We start from the raw sequence: 21,489 nt of genomic DNA on the forward strand, positions 1-21,489 counted from the left end.
ATGCACGGGTTCATCCCGAAACATTGCCATCCCCAAGACAAGCCAAAGTACTTGGTCTGATGGTAGTCGGCGCCTTCTAATCGTCGCGGAGGCACTCAAACGCAGTGCAGATTCAACCCATTCGACGGGGATGTTTTGAGTAAATGAGCTGAGGTCTGAGAAGTTAAAGAGGTCGCTGAGGTCGAGCAGGTCTTGCTGAAAATCCATAAAAAATCCGATGATGTTTCCATCATTGGATTTTCTATTAAGCCCTGCGTAACTCAAACACTTAAGTGAACAGCATTGCGACATCCGCCGGGCTTTGGACTCTTTGTAATTTCAGCTACTTCTCTTCACTGACGCACTCAAAGTCCTCATTTTTGAGAGGGGGCAAGTCACCATTACGATAATCTTTATCCAATTTGTGCAAGGACTTGCACATGGATTCGAGACGATCATCCACTGCATGCATATGATCAAGAATAGACCGTATGGATTTAGCGATTGGATCAGGCATTTCCTCACTCATACCATAGGCATCGAAGCCCATTTTTTCCTCCATCGCTTTGCGACGACCCTCATCTTCATCCTTCGGCTGCCTGACAACCACACGCCCCGGAATACCCACCACAGTGGCGTCAGCCGGCACTTCTTTTGTGACTACGGCATTTGAACCTACTTTGGCATTCTCACCCACTTCAAACGGCCCCAGAATTTTAGCTCCCGCCCCCACAACAACACCATTTCTCAGCGTGGGATGGCGCTTACCCTTATTCCAGCTGGTACCACCCAGAGTAACCCCCTGATAAAGCGTGACATCATCACCAATCTCAGCAGTTTCACCTATCACCACCCCCATACCGTGATCGATAAAGAAGCGCCGACCTATCCGGGCACCAGGATGAATTTCGATACCGGTAAACCAGCGACTGAGAGTTGAAAGAAAACGTGCCAGCCACTTCACACCCTTGGTCCACAACCAGTGACTGAAGCGGTGAATCAACAAAGCATGAAGCCCCGGGTAACACGTCAACACCTCGAACGCATTGCGTGCCGCAGGGTCTCGGTGAAACACACTTCTAATGTCTTCTTTGACTTGGGAAAACATGCTTTGCCTCTAAATTTAGGTTGTTTAACTTATAAATATTGAGCGTACCAACCGGCACTTGGCCACTATCCTGGCAACAACTGCACCGCCCCTGACAAAATCCGGAAGATTCAGACAGCGTCATGCACACTCTTCAAATCGACAAGAATCAACGACGAGGACTGTTCTGCTCCTCCGCCCTCCAGGTTCCTGCCACTTTTTGCACGGATTTCAGCATCCCGCGCAAAATATTCACCTCCATTTTATCCAGATTCGCCCTTTGAAACAGTCTTCGCAACCTGGGCATGAGCTGTCTGGGCCGATCCGGATCGTGAAACCCGATTTCTGTCAGCGTCCGCTCAAGGTGATTAATAAAGCCTTCCACCTCAGTTGTGGTCGCCGGAGGTTCATCCCATTGTGACTGAGAAGGTCCGGATAAAGTTCCGATATTGGTATTATTTTCTCCGGTTTCAAGCAGCGATTGCAGATAAAGTTCATAACACATCACCTGAACAGCCATCGCAATATTCAGCGAGGAATATTCAGGATTCGAAGGAATGTGGACATGCAGATTACATCGCTGTAACTCATCATTGGTCAGGCCACTCTGCTCGCGACCAAATAATATCGCAACATCACCATCAGCAGCCTTTTCTGACACCTGCTTTGCCACCTCTCTCGGTGCCGCTACCGGCCAGGGAAGATTACGCATTCGCGCACTGGCGCCCACCACCCATACACAGCCGTCCAACGCCTCATCAAGACTATCAACCACCGCAGCCTCCGCCAAAAGATCCTCCGCACCGGATGAGCGCCTGACAGCCTCCTCGCTTGGATAATCCTGTGGCTGTATCAGAACCAACTGACTCATACACATATTTTTCATGGCTCGTGCTACTGCACCGACATTTCCGGGATGGGAAGTGTTCACCAGGACAATTCGTATTCGTTCCAGCATATCAGCCTAATCTCTGACCTATAAATTAACGGGACCACGTAAAAAAGGCGCACATATTAGCAGAAGAGTGACCGATAAACCTAAAGCTCATGACCCTCTCCCATCGGCACTAACACTCAACCTCAACCTCAACCTTGCAAGCATGCCGATTAGTGACAGAAGAAGGTTAAAACACCAACTCCCTCGACTTTGCGCAGACCCGCCGAAATCTCTATCATTCTGATCAGGTGTAAGCAGTTTCCCGGATATCACTCTTTTTAACGTAAATTGTGATGAGAAGGCAAAGAGATACTGGTATTATGTCGCACCTTTTTTCCAGTTCTTTAAAATCCGACTTTGATCGCCAATAACCAGCGGGCAGGCATGCCTCGTTGCGAATCGGATCAAGTATGTTAAAAATCAGTCGATTCGCATGATAAAGAGTAGCGAGTGGACTGTTACTGGCCTTGCTTTAAACAACTTTTTAGTTAGGGATGCGAAAATGCAACCAATGATCAACATTGCCCTTCGGGCCATTCGCTCAACTAACGAGCAAATCAATCTGGCAATCGAACGAGAGGAACTTTCCTTCAGCGATCCAGACGCGATCAAGCGCGTTATTTCCAGAGTAGACTCGGCATTTTATGAAAATGTTTCACGCGCCCTGCAGCGAGCTTACCCCACCCACCAAATTAACAAGAAAGGCGATCTGAAAGGCAACCCTAAAGGAATCAGTTGGCACATACTGCCTCTGCATAACCCCGCCAGTCTGATCAGAGGCCTGCCGGACTGGTGCTTCTCAGTCATCTGCAAAAAAAATGACCAGCCGGAGCACGCCCTTGTCATATTCCCTCAAAGTGGCGACGAGTACACCGCAAGCCGCGGCTCAGGCGCATCCCTAAATGGCAAGCGGCTCCGAACCTCCAAAACCAAAGACCTGGAACTCACCCTGGTCTCCACCAACATCCTTGACGGCATTGGCAACAAAGAAAATCCTACCGGAATTTTCAACACCTATGCCAAACTGGAGAAGGATTGCTTTGGCATTCGCAGCGCTCAATGCATCCCGGAGCAACTGGTCTGGATAGCAGCCGGAAAGATTGATGCTGTCATGCTACAACACATCTCTCCAACAGAAACCGCAGCGGGACTCATGATCGCAAAAGAAGCCGGAGCCTTGTCTGCGGACTTCAATGGCAACCCTCTGACAGACCGGACCAGTAATTTGATATGCTGCAACCCCAAACTGTTGAAGAATATTGCTCCACGAGCCAAAGAATTTACCGCCAAGCCGGAATAAGCACCACAAAAACACCAGGCCTCCTTAAACTAGAGACTCTGGACACCATAAAAAAAGCCAGCTTTCAGCTGGCTTTTTTGCTTTTACGAAACCTGCCGCACCAACTAAGGTATCTCGTCCAGCTCTTCGCCTTCTTTCACAGGAATCATCAAATCTTCTTTACTGATCCCCATCATCAGCAATGAGCTACTGGCAACATATACCGAAGAGTATGTACCCACAACAATACCAATGATCAGCGCCTTAGAAAATCCTTCCAAAGCCTCCCCGCCCAAGATGTATAGTGCGACCAGTACCAGCAATGTAGTCAAACCGGTCACAATCGTACGAGAGAGCGTCTGAGTCAAAGAGATATTAATAATCTCGGTGGGCGTTTCCTTACGAACCTTACGGAAGTTTTCACGTATCCGGTCACTCACAACAATGGTGTCATTCAATGAGTAACCTATTACCGCCAGCACAGCCGCCAACACATTCAAGTCAAAATCCCATTGCAGCACAGCAAAGCACCCAACAGTGATAATGACATCATGAACCAATGCGGCGACCGCACCAATCGAAAACTTGAACTGGAAGCGGAACGAGATGTAAATCATGATCATGCCCAAGGCAAGCAGAAGACCAAGACCACCCTGCTCTCGTAACTCTTCACCCACCTGAGCACCAACAAACTCAGAGCGAACCAACTCTACAGATTGACCACTACTCCGAAGAGCTGAAAGAACCTCACCACCGATCTCGTCGCTAAACCCTTGCTGCAACCTGACCAAAATACTGGTATCTGCACCAAATTTCTGAACGACAAAGTTCTGGTAACCACCTTCCTCAAGCAACTGCTTGATATCCGGCACCGCCGGTGCTTGCTCGTACTCAACCTCAATCAAAGTACCGCCGGTAAAATCCAGCCCCAGAGACAATCCGCGATAAGCAATGGCCACAACGGAAATCAGGATCAACACCAAGGACAAACCTACTGCCGCCTTGGAAAAACCCATAAAGTTATAAACTTTTTCATCTGCCATGATTATGCTCCTGTTACCGCAATTGACTTGGCACTACCAATCGACAGCTTATCTATTCTTCGACCGCCATAGGCGAGATTAACAACCGCCCGTGTCACCACAATCGCAGTAAACATCGACGTCACAATCCCGATAGACAAAGTCACGGCAAACCCTTTTACCGGACCAGTGCCGACAGCAAAGAGAATCAGTGCAGCAATCAGCGTTGTGATATTGGCATCAAAAATCGAGACAAAGGCGCGATCATAACCTGCGTGAATCGCCGACTGAGGAGTCATTCCATTGCGCAACTCCTCCCGGATACGCTCGTAGATCAACACATTGGCATCCACAGCCATCCCGACCGTCAATACGATCCCGGCAATCCCCGGCAATGTCAGCGTGGCAGACAATAATGACATCACCGCTATCAGAATAAATACGTTGGCCGCCAGTGCAATGTTGGCAACCAGACCAAAGAACCGGTAATAAAAAATCATGAAGATCAGCACCAGACCAAACCCGAGCTGAACAGAAAGCGTTCCCGCCTCAATGTTCTTCTGCCCCAAAGATGGCCCTACAGTCCGCTCTTCCACAAAATAGATCGGTGCTGCCAAAGCGCCTGAGCGTAGCAAAAGAGCCAACTCACCCGCTTCTGCTGCGGAATCCAGACCCGTGATACGAAAATCAGTTCCCAGAGCTGACTGTATAGTGGCCAGACTGATAATTTTCTTTTCGACGTAACGCTCTTTCTTGAGCACCACTTCGCCGTTTTCCCTGACCTCTCTGTTACGCTCTTTATGTTCAACAAAAAGCACGGCCATCTTGCGATGGATCGCATCCACGGTCACACGGTACATTTTTTTACCGCCAGCCGAATCCAGTTTGATATTGACCTGAGGACGTCCGTTTTCATCAAAATTCTGAGCTGCACTGGCAACACTGCTACCCGTAATGATGATGTCTTTTTCCAATATTGCCGTTTGCGGGCGGTTGCGGAACTCGTGGCGCTCAGTAGAGGCAGAGCCTGCATCCGGCTTGGCCTCCAAACGGAATTCCAGGTTGGCTGTCGCCCCCAGAATTCGCTTGGCAAGGGCAGTATCCTGCACACCAGGCAACTCAACAACAATACGTCCACGCCCCTGGCGCTGAACCAATGGCTCTGCCACGCCCAGTTCATTCACCCGGTTACGCAGCGTACTGAGGTTCTGGGAGACTGCGTAGTCTTCAATTTCTTTGGCACGAGATTCTAGAAGCGTCAGACGAACACCAAACATGTCATCCCGCTCAACCCCTTCCGCCAGAAAGTCCGTAAACTGACGACGACTCAGGTTAAGCGCTTCGTCACGCTCATCTTCCTGCGGAAACAGCACAGTAATTTCACGCTCCCCCGTCTGCTCCACCGAGCGATATCGCAATCTCTCTTCTCGCAGATCGCCTTTAACCTCGCCAAGAGAAACTTCCATCGTCTGCTCGATAGCCTTCTCGAGATCTACCTCCATCAAGAAGTGAACACCACCACGCAAGTCCAGACCCAGCTTCATGGGAGACGCCCCCATATTAGACAGCCAATCAGGAGTGGTCGGCACAAGGTTCAACGCTACGATGTAGCCATCTCCAAGCGCGCGCTGAACCCAAGGCTGGGCATTCAACTGGGTATCATTATCGGCAAACCTGACCGTTATCACCGATTCCCCGATTTCTGCAGATTTGAAAGGGATTTTTGCCTCATTCAACGCATTGCGGGTTCGCTCCAGTACAGCGTCATCAATGACCGTTGAACCTCTCGACCCGCTGATCTGCAGGGCATAATCATCCGGATACAGGTTGGGAAGCGCATAAATAAAGCCAAGTACCAATACGGCTAATATGAGCAGATTTTTCCACAATGGGTTTTTATTGAGCATGCCGACAACGGCTCCGTACTATATTTTTAAACCAAATGTCTTCTAAACAAACTTCCTAATATTTCACTTCCCGAAGGTCCAGCATTACTGGGATATGAAGGCCAAATGAAATATTAGAAAGCCCGGCTTCAGACGCGAGCAGCCACTTCTGGACCACTGATCATTCCACCCGATTATGACGGCAGAATAAAACAGAGGCCTGATCGTCTGTTATCAGGCCTCGTGTCTTCAAATTAAATATCTTTCAGAGTACCTTTCGGCAGCGCGGTGGTGACTGCAGCTTTCTGCACCTTAATCTCTACGTTGTCAGAAATTTCAACCACAATGAAATCGTCCTTCACACGCACGATCTTGCCAGCAACGCCACCATTGATCAGGACTTCATCACCTTTACCCAGGCCACCGACCAATTCCCTGTGCTCTTTGGCCCGTTTGCTTTGCGGGCGCCACACCAAAAAGTAGAAAATGAGCACGAAGCCACCCAGAAACAGGATCTGCATCATGGCACTGGGACCCTGAGGCGCACCCTCCTGAGCCAGAGCAAAGGTAGGCAGCAGCGCAAGAATGGCAGCGAAAATACGCTTATCTAACATGAGATATCAACTCCAGTTAAAGTTAAGTGTTGCAAGGAAAAATCTGAGACTTTCCGTTAAGAGTCCAAAGCTCTTTAATAAAGCTCCCGATACCGCCAGATACTTGTCTAGACTGACATCAAAGCCCTATAACCATTTGAATTAAGCCGGAATACCAGCTCTGATTTTTTGGTAAAACTGTTCTACAAAGGCCGACAATTTACCCTCTTCAATCGCCTGACGCAAACCAGACATGAGGTTTTGGTAGTAACGCAGATTGTGAATCGTATTCAGCTGCGCCCCCAGCATTTCGCCACACTTATCAAGATGGTAAAGGTAGCCTCGGGTAAAGTTCTGACAAGCATAGCAATCACATTCCGGATCCAGTGGACGAGTATCCGTTTTATAGCGACTGTTGCGAATTTTCACCACACCATGACTGGTAAAGAGATGACCGTTACGAGCATTTCGGGTCGGCATGACGCAGTCAAACATATCAACACCGCGCAGTACACCTTCAACCAGATCCTCCGGCTTACCCACCCCCATCAGATAACGCGGCTTGTCAGCAGGCATTTTCTCAGGCAGGTAATCCAACACCTTAATCATTTCTTCTTTTGGCTCACCGACAGACAAACCACCAATGGCATACCCGTCAAAGCCGATTTTCAGAAGCCCTTCGAGAGACTCCTCACGCAAATGCTCGTACATTCCGCCCTGAATAATACCAAACAGTGCCGAAGGACTATCGCCATGCGCATCTTTGCTACGCTTGGCCCAACGCAGAGATAGCCTCATGGACTGAGCAGCTTCGGTTTCTGTCGCCGGATAAGGCGTACACTCGTCAAATATCATCACAATATCTGACCCCAAAGCCCTTTGGACTTCCATCGATTTCTCCGGATCCATAAAGATAGTGGAGCCATCGATGGGAGAGCGGAATTTAACCCCTTCTTCGGTAATCTTGCGGATATCCCCGAGACTGAACACCTGAAAACCACCGGAGTCCGTCAGGATAGGCCCCTTCCACTGCATAAAATCGTGCAGATCACCATGCTGCTGCATGATCTCGATACCCGGCCTCAACCACAGGTGAAAGGTATTACCCAAAATAATGTGCGCGCCGATTTCCTCGATATCCCTTGGCGTCATTCCCTTGACCGTACCGTAGGTTCCTACCGGCATAAAAGCAGGGGTTTCAACCACACCACGGGGGAATGTCAGCTTTCCGCGACGGGCCTTACCATCCGTCTTGGATACTTCAAAATTCATAAAACAGGTACGTGACAAATCTAATTCTCCTGGGAACACCGCCAACAAGACCCGGCGGTGAACTTTTCAGATAAAGCAAATTCCTGACGGCCCGATAACACCGGACCAGGTCAGCATCATCAAACTCAGGTATGCAACAGCATGGCATCGCCATAACTGAAAAAACGATATTCCCGGGCAACAGCCTCTTTATAGGCAGCCAGAATATTTTCCCGTCCGGCAAAGGCCGATACCAACATCAGCAATGTCGACCTGGGCAAATGGAAATTGGTCACAAGCATATCCACGACCCGGAATTCGTAGCCTGGATAAATAAATATCCGGGTTTCCCCCATAAAGGGTTGCAACTCACCCGAACTGGCCGCGGTTTCCAGTGAACGCACAGCGGTCGTCCCCACTGCCACGACTTTATTACCCTGCGTCTTCGCCAGATTAATCTTCTCGACGCATTCTTTGCTGACTTCGAGATACTCCTTGTGCATCTTATGATCACTGACCGACTCAACACGCACCGGTTGGAATGTCCCAGCACCTACATGGAGGGTTACATAGGCAAATTCAACCCCTTTCGCTTCCAGCCGGGCCAAAAGTTCCTCATCAAAATGCAGGCCTGCAGTAGGGGCCGCCACTGCCCCCGGGTTCTTACTGTAAACAGTCTGGTAGCGCTCCCGGTCAGCCAACTCATCTTCCCGATCAATATAAGGAGGCAGAGGCATGTGACCATGCTGCTCCAGAATATCGGAAATCACGGCATCACCCAGTGTACGTATATAGAAGAGAGCGTCATCCCGCCCGGTCACTTCCAGGGAGAATTCCCCCACCTGAATCCGGGCCCCTGGCTTGGGAGCTTTGCTGGAACGAATATGCGCTAAAGCTTCATGGCTATTGATGACACGCTCGATCAGTATTTCCAGCTTTCCACCCGTTGCCTTTTGCCCGAACATTCGGGCAGGGATCACCCGCGTATCATTAAAGACCAGCAAATCCCCTGGGTTCAGGTATTGTTCTATATCCTGAAACTGCCGGTGCTCCCTTTGTCCGGTTTTCCGATCCATACACAGCAGGCGGCTGGCACTTCTCTTCGACAGAGGGTATTTGGCAATCAGGGTTTCAGGTAATTCAAAATCGAAATCGTCTACACGCATTTAATGCTGGCTTAGCTCAAAAAAAGGCCGCATAGCTTATCTGAAATCACACCCCAAAGCCATACAGTGCGGGCCTTAACGAGAACTACAGCAGCATCCCCGGCAAAGCCGACATATTAATTCCAGCGCCCGCATGACGACGAGCGGATGATTTTTTCATCAAACAATTCAATAACCTGGGCAGACAAAAAAGATGGAAATAAGAAACAAAAGAGTTGACCGCTATAACAAAAGCAGTATAATCGCGGGCCTGTAATCGCTTGGGTGTCCTACCCGGTGGTTCTGAGTGCCGGAGTGGCGGAACTGGTAGACGCGCACGACTCAAACTCGTGTTCCTTCGGGAGTGAGAGTTCGATTCTCTCCTCCGGCACCACTTTTCTTTTTCTTCTCCCCAATTTATTCAACCGTAGTGTTTTCAAACTCAATCTGCCTGACGAAAACCATGCAACCTTGTCTAATCTCGATATTTTCTTAAGACCAGACCGGTTTTCTTTGCATTCAAGCACCAAAACACACCAGAACCAGTGCTGACACCCAACACTTATCAGCCAACGACTTCAATCACAACTCATCACCCTGGTTACAACAAATCAAACAACGACAGATTCGTGACCTGGGTATAGGATTGCTGGGCTGCCTGCAGTATCAGATTCTGAAAACTGAGGCGACTGACTGCCTCGGCCATATCCACGTCCTGCAACTCAGATAACACTTCTTTTGTATGAACCTCCACATCTCCCTGGAGCTGATCAATACTCTCGATCGTGTTGAGCCTGGCCCCCAGTTCTGAGCGCTTTTCCAGCAGCTTGGTTTCCGCATTGGTCAGGTTGGCCAGGGTGGAATCAATCAGATCTGTCAGAACCTGCCGCCCTTCCGGTGTATCCTGGTAATCATCAAGCCCCGCGGCCAGACGCTCGACGGTCGTCAGCAACCCCTGCTTTTCCGAGGACTGAACAAAGAAGGTATCCCCCGGCTGAGGCGTACCGATAATCTCAAACTGGACACCATTCACCGCAATCGGCTGCCCGGTGGCAAAGACCTGGTTACTGGCCACTGGACGGCCGTCTGATTTTTGGACAATACTGTAATTCGGGCGGGCGGGCACCACATTGGTTTCATCGTTGAACACCACCACCAGATCTTCAGGATAAAACTCATCGTACAACTCCTGATCAATCATCTGCCCCTGAGTGATCACGGCCGGCGGGACAGAAGTGTTACGTGGACTCGCCTCTGTATAAAAGGTGTTGTTATCGCTATCGACATTCACAAAGATGGCTTTGCCGTTATCGCTGGCAGCAACGGAAACCGCCGCATCAATCTGCACGAAACGCTGCCCTTCGTCCCCCTGATACACATAAGCCCCGGCTTCGTTCAGCTGAAATGGCTCCGTTTTCCCCTGATAACCTCCAAACACATACTCCCCACTGGGGTCTTTGGAGTTCAAAATGCCAACCAGTTGATCCAGCCTTTGTTTGACTTCTTCCGCAATGAACGCCTTATCGTCAGAATTCTGGGAACCATCCCCCGCCTGCACGGTCAGTTCGCGCAATCGCTGAATTACCTCACTGACACTACCCAGAAGACCGTCTTCAAGCTCCAGCCGGTTCTGCGCCAGATTAATATTGGTCTGATACTGCCCCAGCAATGCCAGCTCCTGATTAATCTGCAGAATCCGGGTGGAAGCCACCGGGTCATCTGCAGGCGTCAACACTCTCTTGCCGCTGGAGATTTGCAACTGGGTTTTCTGCAGCTGCGCATTGACGTCAATAATGTTATCCAGACCACGATTAAAAAGCTGATGGGTTGATATGCGCATCTCAAATACCTCTTAACACCCAATCGCCAAAGATAGCGACAGGCATTTAATTAAACGTTCCCAGCAAAGTGTCAAACAACTGGCGAGCAATCGACACCACCTGCGCCGATGCGTTGTAAGCAGCCTGATACTGGATCAGCCTCCCGGCTTCTTCATCAAGGTTCACGCCGGCCTGCTCAAGCCAGCGATTTTCAGATTGAGTCAACAATGACAGCGATGTTTCTGCATCCAGATTCGCCTGACTTGCGGTGGAGCCCACCACTTCAACCAGTTGAGAGTAGGATTCGCTGTAGGTACTGACACCCCCACCAATCGTGCCGGTCACTTCCAGCTCCGCCATTTTCAGCGCGTTACGGTTGTCGGAGATCCCATCTTCGTTGTATTCAATGGTAAAGCTGTCACCTTCCTGAGGCGTCCCGGTAATAAAACTTTGATATCCGGTAAATGTGGACTCTGCCACCGGCGCCTGCTCAAACAGGGCATTACTGTCAGCAGTAATCCTGACCCCCTCATCAAGCCTCACATCGATATAGCCTCCCACAGCGGTTCCCTGCCCTCCCACAATAGTGACAGACGCCCCCGCATTGGCGGTGTCGATATCCACAGAATCCGTGGCATCACCTACTACTTCAACAGTAATATCCTTCCCTGTTAAGGACCTGACCGTCAGCGTTGTACCATCACTGGAAGCAATAATCCCTTCATCCGACAATGTCGCATTTTCGTTAATGAGATCCGCGAGATCGTTGGGCCCGAAGCTTCCATCACCCGGTATCGTCAACGTTTCACCATTAATGGTCAGCGTTGGCGAGGTTCCTGCTGCGTCATCGACAAAGTTGCTCAATTCCACAATGGTGTAGGCACTGACAGACACCCCATTACGGCTGGACAGCGCCGCGGCGATATCTTCCGCCGACGCATCTGCAGCGATATTCAGAGCAGGCTGCGTGGTCACGATACCTGTATCCAGATCGCGATTCTGAATGGTCAGTGTCTGAGCACTGTAGCCATTAGCAAAAGGACCCGGAGACGCAATAGTGGCAGGAATCTGCGCGATATCCGTCCCTTCCGCACTGACACTTGTCTGCCCTTCATCAGAAGTGAAGATATAATTCTTGATACCGGGAATATACAACTCATTATTCATGGGCGGATCGAGCGGCACCGGGTTTGCCGGATCAGTATTATCCAGAACCTCGTAATAAGTATCGGTCAGAAACCTGATGACAATCGGTGGCGTCAACTCACCCTCAACCTCAAATGTGGGCAGCAGACTATCGGTAGAATTCTGATTGACTGCCAACATTTCACCCGGACTGATCACAGCATTGCCAACATTCCCCAAATCCGCATCGGTACGAATTGGAGAGGCGAGCGCAATCTCTTCTACCCGACTGATAGATAAATCAATATCTCTGGCACCAAACCGCGTCGGGGTGACGATATAACTGTCACCCGTCTGAAAACTCCCAGATTCAAAGGTGATCTCAATACCATCAAATTCGAATGTTGACGGAAAAAATCCGGTCAGCCTGCCACGCGTTATCACTTCACCCGTCGCAGCATTGGTCACCAGAATGTCGTTATCCGAAGGACCAGTGAATTCAAGCTCGTAATCCAGAGTCGTCAGCTCACCGGTATCAACGATGCTGGCATAAATGACACGATCATCAGGAGACGCATTATTGTCATTTCTGATGACCCGGTTCGTCATATTGTCCAGGGAATTGATATCTTCGAAAAACAACCCTCCCAGACCATTTTCAAGATCCATCCCCAACTGATGCTGTTCGTTGATGGTATCCGCCAGAGTCCAAGCAATCCGCCCCATGGCGTTGTAGGATTCAGACAAAATTTCATCCCGAAACTGAAGAATCCCCCCAAGCTGACCGCCATCTATTTCAGAAGTGATCACATTCCGGCTGCCACCGGTCACCATGACGATATCCTGCTTGCTTGGATCCTCATCACTGATTGCAACCTCCATGGTATTGGCATCGGAACCAATCACCAATGTCTGCCCGTTACCAATCAGAATATTGTATTGCCCGTCTGTTTGCTCAACGACCGTGACCGATACGATTTCGGACAATTCCCGGATAAGCTGATCCCTTTTGTCGAGCAGATCATTTGGCTCCACCCCGGAGGCCCTGCCGGTGGAGGAAATAATTGCTTTATTCACCTGAGCAATTTCTTCGGCCAATGCATTCAGGTCGGTAACCTGTGCACGCATATCCTGATTAATACTGCTGGCCAGTGCATCCAGTCGCCCATAGAGAACATTGAATCGGTTCACCAGGCTTTCCGCCTGAGTCAGCACCAACTGCCTTTCCGGAATGGAGGAAGGGTCATCCGCAGCACTCTGCAGGGATTCAAAAAAATCACTCAAGCCAGGCGAAAGACCCGTAGACGCATCCGCCAGCAGGCTGTCGATCTGACTGACATTGGATCTGATTTTTTCAATCTGGTTGTACAACGAGGAATCACTTCGGACCTGGGCAATCAAAAACTCATTGGTCATACGAGAAATACTGGCGACATTGACACCAGTTCCCAGATATCCTGCACCTGTATACTGGGACGGAGTGGTCTCAAAATCCACTCGTTGCCGGGTATAACCGTCGGTATTCGCATTGGTGACATTATTACCGGTGGTTGAAAGCGCAGTCTGAGTGGCTTTCAAGCCAGTCAGACCAATATTGATTAGACTGCCGCTCATATCCTCCTCCCTTTATATCCGCTTACTACCGCCGGAAGCACCTGAGTATTGCGCATCGTCTTGCCGTGCTTCGCTCTGATTCTGCTCCCGACCATTGTCAGGCACAGGTCTTTCAACATCCTGCAATCCATCTCTGGACATTGGTTCTTCGATTCCAGTGGTTAAGCCATCAAACCAGCTACCCTTCACAATCCGATTGATCTTATCTGCATACCGGGGATCCGTGGCATAGCCGGCATCCTGAAGAGCCTGAGTATACATTTCAGGATTTTTCGCCAGACCTAACGCTTCTTCGTAGCGGGGGTTTTCCCGGAGAAAACGAAGATAATCGTTAAAGCTTTCTTCATAACTTCCATAAGCCCTGAATCCCGCGCGCTCTTTCATTGCCACACCATCACGGTACTCAGTGGTATCAGTCCACATCACTTCCCCTTCCCAACGCTGATCAGCCTTGATACCAAAGAGGTTGTAGCTATGGCGATCCTGCTCCCGGATCATATGCTGCCCCCATCCGGTTTCCAGCGCCGACTGGGCCAGAAGCACTCTGGGATCAACCCCCATTTCTGCCGCCACTTTTTCAGCTGCCGGCATCAGAGCAGCAATAAATGCCTCCGGGGATTCAAATGTCTCCGGAATCTCCGTCAATGCTGAAGAACCTGTCGCTCCTACGACATTTCCTGCTGACAAAGATTGACCATCTGATTCATTCTCCTGCCTTTGCGCAGTCATCTGCTCAGCATAAAACGCCACCTGCCCAAGAGTTTCCACCTCTTCTCTGGAGAGCTCTCCCTCCAACTCCGGCGACAACGTTCCAGTCACTGGCGCCGCCTGGCCGGTGCGAGGGTAATCAGATAGAGTCTGATAAAGCACAGGGACACTTTCTCCAGATTCCCGACGCGTCAGCTGTTTGACCAGCATGTCAGCCAGCCCAATACCTTTTTGCCGCGTCATTGTCAGACTTAACTGATGATCCAACATCTCCTGATACAACTCCGAAGCCGGCTCATGAAACATGTTGCCTTCAGCGAATACTGAATTTGCCTGCCGCATGGACTTCATCATCAGATTGACCATCATCGATTCAAACTGACGGGCAACACCTTCGATCGCCTGATGACGCTCAATGCCCGGCCCCTTCAGCTTCTGCAGGGCGGCCAAATCAGTGTAAACATGAGCCTGGTCTATTGAGGTTGTCGTTTTCATATCTGTCGGATCGCTATGGTCAGATCAACATTATCTAGCTGTCATCAAATCACTATCAGGTCAGCCTTCAACGCACCGGCCTGCTTTAATGCTTCCAGCACCGCCATCACATCCCCTGGCGCAGCCCCCACCTGGTTCACCGCCCGCACGATGTCATTGAGCGTTGCCGCCGGGCCGAACTTAAACATTCGACTGGGCTCCTGTTCGATTTCCACCTCACTCTGAGGCACAACAACAGTTTCCCCATCCGCTAGCGGGTTGGGCTGACTGACGCCCAAATCCTCAGCAATGGTCACGGTCAGATTTCCATGAGTGACTGCCGCCGGCAGCACCTTCACATTCTGGCCGACCACTATCGTGCCGGTCCGCGAATTGATCACGACTCTGGCGGCCTCAATACCTGGCTCGATTTCCAGATTTTCCAGAATAGAAAGAAAGTTTACCCGCTGGGATGGATTCCTCGGCGCCAGCACCCGGATACTGGTAGCATCCAAGGCCTCTGCCGACTGCGGTCCCAACAAGTTGTTGATTCGATCCTGCACCCTCTTGGCCGTAGTGAAATCAGGAGAATTCAGGTTCAGCGTGAGAGAGTCACCATGACTGAAAGCATTCGGCACGGTTCGCTCGACGGAAGCACCATTTGGAATACGACCGACACTGGGAACATTAACAGTGATACTGGAACCGTCTGAGCCAGCAGCACCAAAGCCGCCGACCACGAGGTTGCCCTGAGCCATCGCGTAGATATTTCCATCCGCGCCTTTCAGACTGGTCAGCAATAGACTGCCACCTCGCAGGCTCTTGGCATTGCCAATAGAGGAAACAGTGATATCAATTTCCTGGCCCGGTTTGGCAAAAGGCGGTAACTCCGCGTGCACCGACACCGCAGCCACATTTTTAAGACTGAGGTTGGTTCCCGTCGGTATCGATATGCCGAAGCGGTTCATCATGTTACGGAAAGTCTGATCTGTAAAAGGCGCTTTATCACCTGTACCGTCAAGCCCCACAACCAATCCATATCCCACAATCTGGTTGCTGCGAACCCCAGCCACCGACGCAATGTCCTTGATCCGGTCAGCCATGGCGCCAGAAGCCAAACACATCATCAAGACTCCCAACAGACCCGCTTTCAGGTGACCATTCAACCTCATCAAAAAAGTCCCGCTCAATCCAATACTCAATCCTTTTTTCAAACGGTTTTCAGCTTTCATCATGCAACCTCGGCACACATGCCTCCCCCGGAAGAATTACAGGGGAAACCACTCACTGTTAAAGAATCGGGACAACCAGCCCTGGCGATTTACATCAGCCAGATCACCGGTTCCGCTATAGGAAAAACGAGCATCCGCAATTTTGGTGGACAGGATCGTGTTATCGACCCCTACATCCTGAGGCCTGACCAGGCCTGAGACCCGTATATACTCATCACTTTCAGTAAGCGTCAGCCACTTTTCGCCACGAATACGCAATAATCCGTTCGGCAGCACTTCAGCCACCGTGACACTAATACTGCCGGTCAGACTGTTACTTTGATCAGCCTCTGATGACCCGGCAAAATCCCTTTCAAAATTGGGGTTCGTTTCCAAACTGAGATTGGCCGCTGAAATCCCGGTCCCCAATATGGTGGCTTCATTAAAGGTGGTCTCTGAATCCTTGGTCATATTGGTGGCCGCACTTTTCGAGGACTGGGTACGTTCCTGCAGTACGATCGTCAGAATATCGCCGACCTGGTGCGCCGTGCGGTCGCCATACAGGCTAAACCCCGGACTACTGGAATAAATGGAACCATCCACCGGAGCCGGCGGCATCAGAGTTTTCGGCGGTACCGGCGCGAACATGGGATCACCGGGCAGCGGACGCTCGCGGGTTAACGGAGCACAAGCCGTGGTCAGGGCAATAATGCCCAGAACCAGCAACTTACTTAGCTTCAACGTTAAAGATTTCATGTCATTCAACTCCCGACCAAACTTTCAGCCACTAAAGAATTGGCGGCGACTATAGATTTTGCGTCACGTACTGCAGCATCTGGTCAGCAGTTGTAACCACCTTGGCATTCATCTCGTAGGCACGTTGAGTCGTGATCATGTCGACCATTTCCTCCACGATTTCCACGTTGGAAGTCTCGATCATGCCCTGCTCGGTCGTCCCCAAACCATCAAGCCCCGGCGTACTTTCCTGCGGGTCACCACTGGCTCCAGTCTGCACGAACAAGTTATTGCCGATAGCTTCGAGGCCGGCGGGGTTAATGAAATCAGTTAGTGTAATATTGCCGATCTGGGTAGGTGTTGCAGTCCCCGGAACAGTAACACTCACAATGCCATCCGTGCTGATGGTAATATTGGTGGCATCATCCGGCACTGTAATGGCCGGCTCCAGCGGATAGCCGTTGGCAGTAACGATATTTCCCTCTGAATCCAGGTGAAATTGCCCGTCACGAGTGTAGCTGATAGTGCCATCCGGCATCAGAATCTGAAAAAAGCCCCGACCGTTGATCGCCATATCAAGCGGCTGTTCCGTCACTTCCAGATTACCTTCAGTAAACACTTTCTGAGTACCCACCACCCTAACCCCTGTACCGAGCTGTAGACCGCTGGGAATTTCCGTATTCTGGGAAGATTGTCCGCCAGGTTGGGTTTTGATCTGGTACAGAAGGTCCTGAAAGACCGCCCGATCCTTTTTAAAGCCGTTTGTATTGACGTTGGCGAGGTTATTGGAAATGGTCTTCAACGCTGTGTCTTGCGCTGCCAGGCCTGTTTTGCTTACCCACAAAGCACCGTGCATAAAATATCTCCTATCCAGGTCGGGCGAAATCGATAACAACATCGACATCTCGCGCCTGAATTCACCTTTTTAACAACATCACAAAGTGAACCTGGGTGTATGGCGGAAAATTGCCGCCATGACACCTATATCAGGAGATCTGCAATAAGCGTGCCGCAGCTTCTGTATTCTGGTCAGCCGCACGCATAACTTTTACCTGCAGCTCAAATTGGCGGGATAGAGAAAGGATTTCCGTCATTTCTTCGACGGCATTGACGTTGGAGGACTCCAGATAGCCGGACTCCAGTTTTACAAAAGCATCAGGCGGCACAGGCTGCCCGGCAGTTTCAGCATCCGGTTTGATTCGCACCAAACCATCTTCGCCTTTGGTAAGCTGCTCCGCTGGCGGATTTACCAGTTTAATGCGGTCAATTTCCGCAATTTCCTGTACTTCCTCCCCCAGCGCTACAACCGAGATCGTGCCATCACCACCGATCTCCACTTTGGCTGCTGGCGGAATTGCCACAGGTCCGCCGTTGCCGAGAACCGGCAAACCGGAACCGGTGCGCAGAATTCCATTGACATCAATCTGCAGCTCACCCTCACGGGTATATGCTTCAGTACCGTCCGGAGCCTGAACCGCTATCCAGCCTTCACCAGCGACAGCGACATCCAGCGCACGACCAGTCTGAATCATCGACCCCTGATCATAGTTAGTGGCCGGCCGCTCTGTCATGGCATAGACGCGACTGGGATAATAATCTCCAAACACCGGCATCGCCCGAGCCTGCATCCAATCCGCCTTAAAACCTGTGGTATTCACATTGGCCAGATTGTTGGCGTGCCCGCGCTGTGACAGCATATTCTGTGCAGCACCGGTCATGGCAATATAAAGGGCTTTATCCATACCTCAACACCTCATGCCTTAACAACCCTGCCAGCCCATCAACCGAGCCGCCAGGAATCTCTTTACTATTAACTAAAAGACCCATAGCTGTTGTAAACAGACCGTTATCGCAAATAGCCAACGCGACCAAACAACCGCCCTAAGCTAATCTACTACCTTAAATTAATAATGGTCTGAGTGATCGTATTTGCCGTCTCGATGGTCTTGGCATTTGCCTGATAATTACGCTGAGCGATAATCAGATTAACCAACTCGTCGGACAGATCGACATTGGATTCTTCCAGCGAACTGGCCTGAATAGATCCCAGGGAAGCCGTTCCTGGCGATCCGATAATCGGATCACCGGACTCAAAGGTTTCCACCCAGGTCGTCTCTCCGACTGGAGCAAGACCATTAACATCATTGAAATTCGCCAGCGCCACCTGCCCGAGCACCAGTGACTCACTGTTGGTAAATCTGGCATAGACAATACCTGCATCATCAACTTCCAGCCCCGCCAGCCGACCGGTGGTAAAACCGTTCTGCTGCAGATCATTGACCGCAAAATCACTGCCGAACTGCGTCATCTCGGTAATATCAATCTCAAAGTTGGAACTGGTAGGGGGATCAGGAATCGGCAAGGTACCACCATTTACCACACTTAGCGGCCCGTCAGCACCATTGGGAACGCCATTGGAATCCAATGGCACCCAGTTGGAAATCAGCACCTCATCAGACAGAGTTTCATTCAGCGTACCATCTTCATTAAATACCAGACTGTAGGATGCCTGTGTCGCCGCACCTCCAGTTGTCAGTGGATCCCCGACGTCCTCGCCATCAACCTGCACGTACATAGTCCAAAGGTTATCCACGCCGGTTGATGTCAGATCTTCCTTTACAAAGTATGAAGTCATGACATGCGCGTTTCCAAGGCTGTCATAGATGGTCGTCGAAGTGGAATGGTTGTAGGTATTCTCGTCCTGTGGATCAAACGCATTATTAACAAATGGCGTACCGGTAAAGGTAGAAAATATATCGCTCGTACCACTGGCCACAGTCAGGTTGTCATCGATCGTCATCGTGACCGAGCCCCCGACCACCACTTGGGTGTTACCGGTATTGAGAGTCTGTGTGCTGGCACCCGCATCACTTCCGTTAACCACAAAACTATCGCCAGGGTCGCCGCTGAACGTAAAATCCAGATCCCCGCCCCGACTGTCGATAATGACCAGATCACCACCATTCAACACCGCACTCACCCCCACCAGCGCAGGTGATGAGTTGATTGCATTCCCAAGACTGGTGAGATCCGTATATCCATCAAAAGACACCCCACCAATGTTCACTACCATATTCCCGGAGGCATTATTAAAACCGGCAGCAGTGATTGTCGCCGTTGTGGACCCAGACGCTTCTACGTTGTCCACATCATTCAGTAGAGCAGCGATGGCACCAGCGGTACTGTCAGCAGGAATCGTCACGGTCGAAGTCGAACCATCCGCTTGGGTAATGGTTAACGTCTGGGCGGTATAGCCATTCGTTGTACCAGCCACCGCCACACCAACATCAGCGCCATCAGAATCGATCGTAAACCCTCTTTCGACCAGAATATCCTCAGAGGCATCAAGGTTGATCTGAGCATCAATCAATGTGGTTCGGGTGGGAGGAATACTGGTAATATCGATCACCAGGTCATCCATCACGCCACCGATCTGGCCATCGTCGTTAGCCAGAAATCCTTGCAATCTCATGCCGTTACTGTTGACAACATAGCCGTCCTTATCAACACCAAACTGCCCGGCCCGGCCGTAACGACGCTCACCATCATTATCGAGAACAAAAAAGCCCGAGCCGTTAATCGCCAGATCAAGACCGTTGTCGGTAAAGGAAATATTCCCCTGAGCAAATGACTGCTGAACACTCATCACCCGAACCCCATCACCAACAGGATTGGTTCCGAGACTCAGAAAACTGTTTGAATAGAGATCACCGAATTCCGCGCGTGATTTCTTATACCCCGTTGTACTGGCATTGGCTATATTGTTGCCCGTTACTTCCAGGTCTACAGATGCAGCCCGAATACCTGTTAAGGCGACATTGAACGGCATATCACACCTCGCTTTGAATAAATATCAATTTCGGTAAATCAATGTTTGACGGCACATCGGCGATCAGCGCCATATCCATCATTCCCGGTAAATCAGTAAATCTGTTTCACATCCCCGATACTGACAGACCCCATGTCAGCCAGATTCAGGACCACGCTACCACTCGTCCCGACAGAAACACTGTCCACGTTGGCTGCCAGATAGGAAGCCAGTTGTTCAGTTTCTCCGTTGTACTTGGCCTCTGCCACAACCTTATATTTGCCGGCAGGCACAGTTTCACCCTTACTGTTGGTACCATCCCAGGCGAACGGTACATCACCGGCAACTTGTTGCCCCATATCGACTCTAGCTACCAGTTCATTAGACTGATTAAACACACTGACCACCATATTGGGTGTTGCGCCGGGCAGCTCAGCCACACCAACAACACCACCTCCAGCCCCTTTGTACGCGTACTCCGCGGGCACCAGAACATCTCTACCAACCATCGCGGAAGCCTGCAGCGCCTGGGTACTGCGAAACTGAGAGGCCATGGAATCTGCGGTGTTGTTGAGCTTCTCAATCCCTTCTACCGAGCTGAATTGAGCCAACTGAGCCACAAATTCCGCGTTATCCTGAGGATCAAGAGGGCTCTGATTGTTCATCTGGGCAATCATCAACTCCAGGAACTCGTTTTGCCCGAGCTCATTACTTTTCTCTTTTTGCTCAGCTTTCAGGGTGTAGTTACTCAGCACATCGCTGGAATTAACTGAACTGACATTGCTCATTTAACTAATCCTCGCCTGGCTGATCTT

At 50.5% G+C, this 21,489-nt stretch carries 18 protein-coding genes and 1 tRNA gene; 2 read left to right on the forward strand and 17 right to left on the reverse strand.

The features are described 5' to 3' along the window. The 3 genes from F566_RS0123520 to F566_RS33835 form a co-directional block, all read right to left on the reverse strand. Positions 1 to 207: transposase domain-containing protein (locus F566_RS0123520; protein WP_020406688.1), on the reverse strand; the 207-nt coding region annotated here is incomplete at its 3' end. 115 nt (positions 208 to 322) lie between these two features. After that, the gene (gene cysE / locus F566_RS0123525; RefSeq protein ID WP_020409486.1) at positions 323 to 1,087 is read right to left on the reverse strand and encodes a serine O-acetyltransferase; all 765 of its coding nucleotides are present in this window, start codon (positions 1,085 to 1,087) and stop codon (positions 323 to 325) included. 148 nt (positions 1,088 to 1,235) lie between these two features. Beyond that, positions 1,236 to 2,024, reverse strand: a complete 789-nt coding sequence (locus F566_RS33835; RefSeq protein WP_020409487.1) for an RNA methyltransferase — start codon at positions 2,022 to 2,024, stop codon at positions 1,236 to 1,238. Between the two features lie 481 nt (positions 2,025 to 2,505). Between F566_RS33835 and F566_RS0123535 the strand changes: the two genes are divergently transcribed. Next, positions 2,506 to 3,303 carry an inositol monophosphatase family protein gene (locus F566_RS0123535; RefSeq protein ID WP_020409488.1) on the forward strand — a complete coding sequence of 266 codons (798 nt, stop codon included), beginning with the start codon at positions 2,506 to 2,508 and terminating at the stop codon, positions 3,301 to 3,303. A 104-nt stretch (positions 3,304 to 3,407) separates the two neighbouring features. Here F566_RS0123535 and secF read toward each other — a convergent pair whose 3' ends face one another. The 5 genes from secF to queA all read right to left on the reverse strand — a co-directional run bounded on the left by secF (position 3,408) and on the right by queA (position 9,200). After that, the gene (gene secF, locus F566_RS0123540) at positions 3,408 to 4,325 is read right to left on the reverse strand and encodes a protein translocase subunit SecF (protein ID WP_020409489.1); all 918 of its coding nucleotides are present in this window, start codon (positions 4,323 to 4,325) and stop codon (positions 3,408 to 3,410) included. A gap of 2 nt (positions 4,326 to 4,327) precedes the next feature. Continuing rightward, positions 4,328 to 6,211, reverse strand: coding sequence for a protein translocase subunit SecD (gene secD / locus F566_RS0123545; protein WP_020409490.1), 1,884 nt, complete (start codon positions 6,209 to 6,211; stop codon positions 4,328 to 4,330). Between the two features lie 233 nt (positions 6,212 to 6,444). After that, positions 6,445 to 6,804: a preprotein translocase subunit YajC gene (yajC, locus tag F566_RS0123550; protein WP_020409491.1), complete on the reverse strand. Its 360-nt coding sequence runs from the start codon at positions 6,802 to 6,804 to the stop codon at positions 6,445 to 6,447. A gap of 141 nt (positions 6,805 to 6,945) precedes the next feature. Further along, positions 6,946 to 8,055: a tRNA guanosine(34) transglycosylase Tgt gene (tgt, locus tag F566_RS0123555; protein ID WP_020409492.1), complete on the reverse strand. Its 1,110-nt coding sequence runs from the start codon at positions 8,053 to 8,055 to the stop codon at positions 6,946 to 6,948. Positions 8,056 to 8,180: 125 nt separating this feature from the next. Further along, positions 8,181 to 9,200: a tRNA preQ1(34) S-adenosylmethionine ribosyltransferase-isomerase QueA gene (gene queA / locus F566_RS0123560; RefSeq protein ID WP_020409493.1), complete on the reverse strand. Its 1,020-nt coding sequence runs from the start codon at positions 9,198 to 9,200 to the stop codon at positions 8,181 to 8,183. 288 nt (positions 9,201 to 9,488) lie between these two features. Here queA and F566_RS0123565 point away from each other — a divergent pair. Continuing rightward, positions 9,489 to 9,573 (forward strand) — tRNA-Leu (locus F566_RS0123565). A gap of 207 nt (positions 9,574 to 9,780) precedes the next feature. Here the strand turns inward: F566_RS0123565 and flgL are convergent. The 9 genes from flgL to F566_RS0123610 all read right to left on the reverse strand — a co-directional run bounded on the left by flgL (position 9,781) and on the right by F566_RS0123610 (position 21,462). After that, positions 9,781 to 11,019 (reverse strand): flagellar hook-associated protein FlgL, encoded by a 1,239-nt coding sequence (gene flgL, locus F566_RS0123570; protein ID WP_020409494.1) that lies wholly within the window; start codon positions 11,017 to 11,019, stop codon positions 9,781 to 9,783. 46 nt (positions 11,020 to 11,065) lie between these two features. Further along, on the reverse strand, positions 11,066 to 13,738 hold the full coding sequence (gene flgK / locus F566_RS0123575) for a flagellar hook-associated protein FlgK (protein WP_020409495.1): 2,673 nt from the start codon (positions 13,736 to 13,738) through the stop codon (positions 11,066 to 11,068). A gap of 12 nt (positions 13,739 to 13,750) precedes the next feature. Further along, positions 13,751 to 14,941 carry a flagellar assembly peptidoglycan hydrolase FlgJ gene (gene flgJ, locus F566_RS0123580; protein WP_020409496.1) on the reverse strand — a complete coding sequence of 397 codons (1,191 nt, stop codon included), beginning with the start codon at positions 14,939 to 14,941 and terminating at the stop codon, positions 13,751 to 13,753. 44 nt (positions 14,942 to 14,985) lie between these two features. Beyond that, entirely contained in the window at positions 14,986 to 16,047 is a 1,062-nt protein-coding gene (locus tag F566_RS0123585) for a flagellar basal body P-ring protein FlgI (protein WP_281169124.1), read from the reverse strand. Positions 16,048 to 16,188: 141 nt separating this feature from the next. Beyond that, positions 16,189 to 16,887 carry a flagellar basal body L-ring protein FlgH gene (gene flgH / locus F566_RS0123590; RefSeq protein WP_020409498.1) on the reverse strand — a complete coding sequence of 233 codons (699 nt, stop codon included), beginning with the start codon at positions 16,885 to 16,887 and terminating at the stop codon, positions 16,189 to 16,191. Between the two features lie 49 nt (positions 16,888 to 16,936). Continuing rightward, positions 16,937 to 17,722 carry a flagellar basal-body rod protein FlgG gene (flgG, locus tag F566_RS0123595; RefSeq protein WP_020409499.1) on the reverse strand — a complete coding sequence of 262 codons (786 nt, stop codon included), beginning with the start codon at positions 17,720 to 17,722 and terminating at the stop codon, positions 16,937 to 16,939. A 130-nt stretch (positions 17,723 to 17,852) separates the two neighbouring features. Beyond that, a complete protein-coding gene (locus F566_RS0123600; RefSeq protein WP_020409500.1) occupies positions 17,853 to 18,608 on the reverse strand; it encodes a flagellar basal body rod protein FlgF in 756 nt (251 codons plus the stop codon). 152 nt (positions 18,609 to 18,760) lie between these two features. Continuing rightward, positions 18,761 to 20,695, reverse strand: a complete 1,935-nt coding sequence (locus F566_RS0123605) for a flagellar hook-basal body complex protein (RefSeq protein ID WP_020409501.1) — start codon at positions 20,693 to 20,695, stop codon at positions 18,761 to 18,763. Between the two features lie 92 nt (positions 20,696 to 20,787). Next, the gene (locus F566_RS0123610; RefSeq protein ID WP_020409502.1) at positions 20,788 to 21,462 is read right to left on the reverse strand and encodes a flagellar hook assembly protein FlgD; all 675 of its coding nucleotides are present in this window, start codon (positions 21,460 to 21,462) and stop codon (positions 20,788 to 20,790) included. Between the last annotated feature and the right edge of the window lie 27 nt (positions 21,463 to 21,489).

This window comes from Hahella ganghwensis DSM 17046, assembly GCF_000376785.1.
In the GTDB taxonomy this organism is placed as follows: domain Bacteria; phylum Pseudomonadota; class Gammaproteobacteria; order Pseudomonadales; family Oleiphilaceae; genus Hahella; species Hahella ganghwensis.

Excerpts from the sequence above, each read along its gene's own strand:
- flgJ (WP_020409496.1), bottom strand. The coding sequence starts at position 14,941 with ATGAAAACGACAACCTCAATAGACCAGGCTCATGTTTACACTGATTTG.
- F566_RS0123605 (WP_020409501.1), bottom strand. The coding sequence starts at position 20,695 with ATGCCGTTCAATGTCGCCTTAACAGGTATTCGGGCTGCATCTGTAGAC.
- yajC (WP_020409491.1), bottom strand. The coding sequence starts at position 6,804 with ATGTTAGATAAGCGTATTTTCGCTGCCATTCTTGCGCTGCTGCCTACC.
- F566_RS33835 (WP_020409487.1), bottom strand. The coding sequence starts at position 2,024 with ATGCTGGAACGAATACGAATTGTCCTGGTGAACACTTCCCATCCCGGA.
- secF (WP_020409489.1), bottom strand. The coding sequence starts at position 4,325 with ATGGCAGATGAAAAAGTTTATAACTTTATGGGTTTTTCCAAGGCGGCA.
- F566_RS0123610 (WP_020409502.1), bottom strand. The coding sequence starts at position 21,462 with ATGAGCAATGTCAGTTCAGTTAATTCCAGCGATGTGCTGAGTAACTAC.
- flgG (WP_020409499.1), bottom strand. The coding sequence starts at position 17,722 with ATGCACGGTGCTTTGTGGGTAAGCAAAACAGGCCTGGCAGCGCAAGAC.
- F566_RS0123535 (WP_020409488.1), top strand. The coding sequence starts at position 2,506 with ATGCAACCAATGATCAACATTGCCCTTCGGGCCATTCGCTCAACTAAC.
- queA (WP_020409493.1), bottom strand. The coding sequence starts at position 9,200 with ATGCGTGTAGACGATTTCGATTTTGAATTACCTGAAACCCTGATTGCC.
- F566_RS0123585 (WP_281169124.1), bottom strand. The coding sequence starts at position 16,047 with ATGATGTGTTTGGCTTCTGGCGCCATGGCTGACCGGATCAAGGACATT.
- secD (WP_020409490.1), bottom strand. The coding sequence starts at position 6,211 with ATGCTCAATAAAAACCCATTGTGGAAAAATCTGCTCATATTAGCCGTA.
- flgH (WP_020409498.1), bottom strand. The coding sequence starts at position 16,887 with ATGAAATCTTTAACGTTGAAGCTAAGTAAGTTGCTGGTTCTGGGCATT.
- flgK (WP_020409495.1), bottom strand. The coding sequence starts at position 13,738 with ATGAGCGGCAGTCTAATCAATATTGGTCTGACTGGCTTGAAAGCCACT.
- tgt (WP_020409492.1), bottom strand. The coding sequence starts at position 8,055 with ATGAATTTTGAAGTATCCAAGACGGATGGTAAGGCCCGTCGCGGAAAG.
- flgL (WP_020409494.1), bottom strand. The coding sequence starts at position 11,019 with ATGCGCATATCAACCCATCAGCTTTTTAATCGTGGTCTGGATAACATT.
- F566_RS0123600 (WP_020409500.1), bottom strand. The coding sequence starts at position 18,608 with ATGGATAAAGCCCTTTATATTGCCATGACCGGTGCTGCACAGAATATG.
- cysE (WP_020409486.1), bottom strand. The coding sequence starts at position 1,087 with ATGTTTTCCCAAGTCAAAGAAGACATTAGAAGTGTGTTTCACCGAGAC.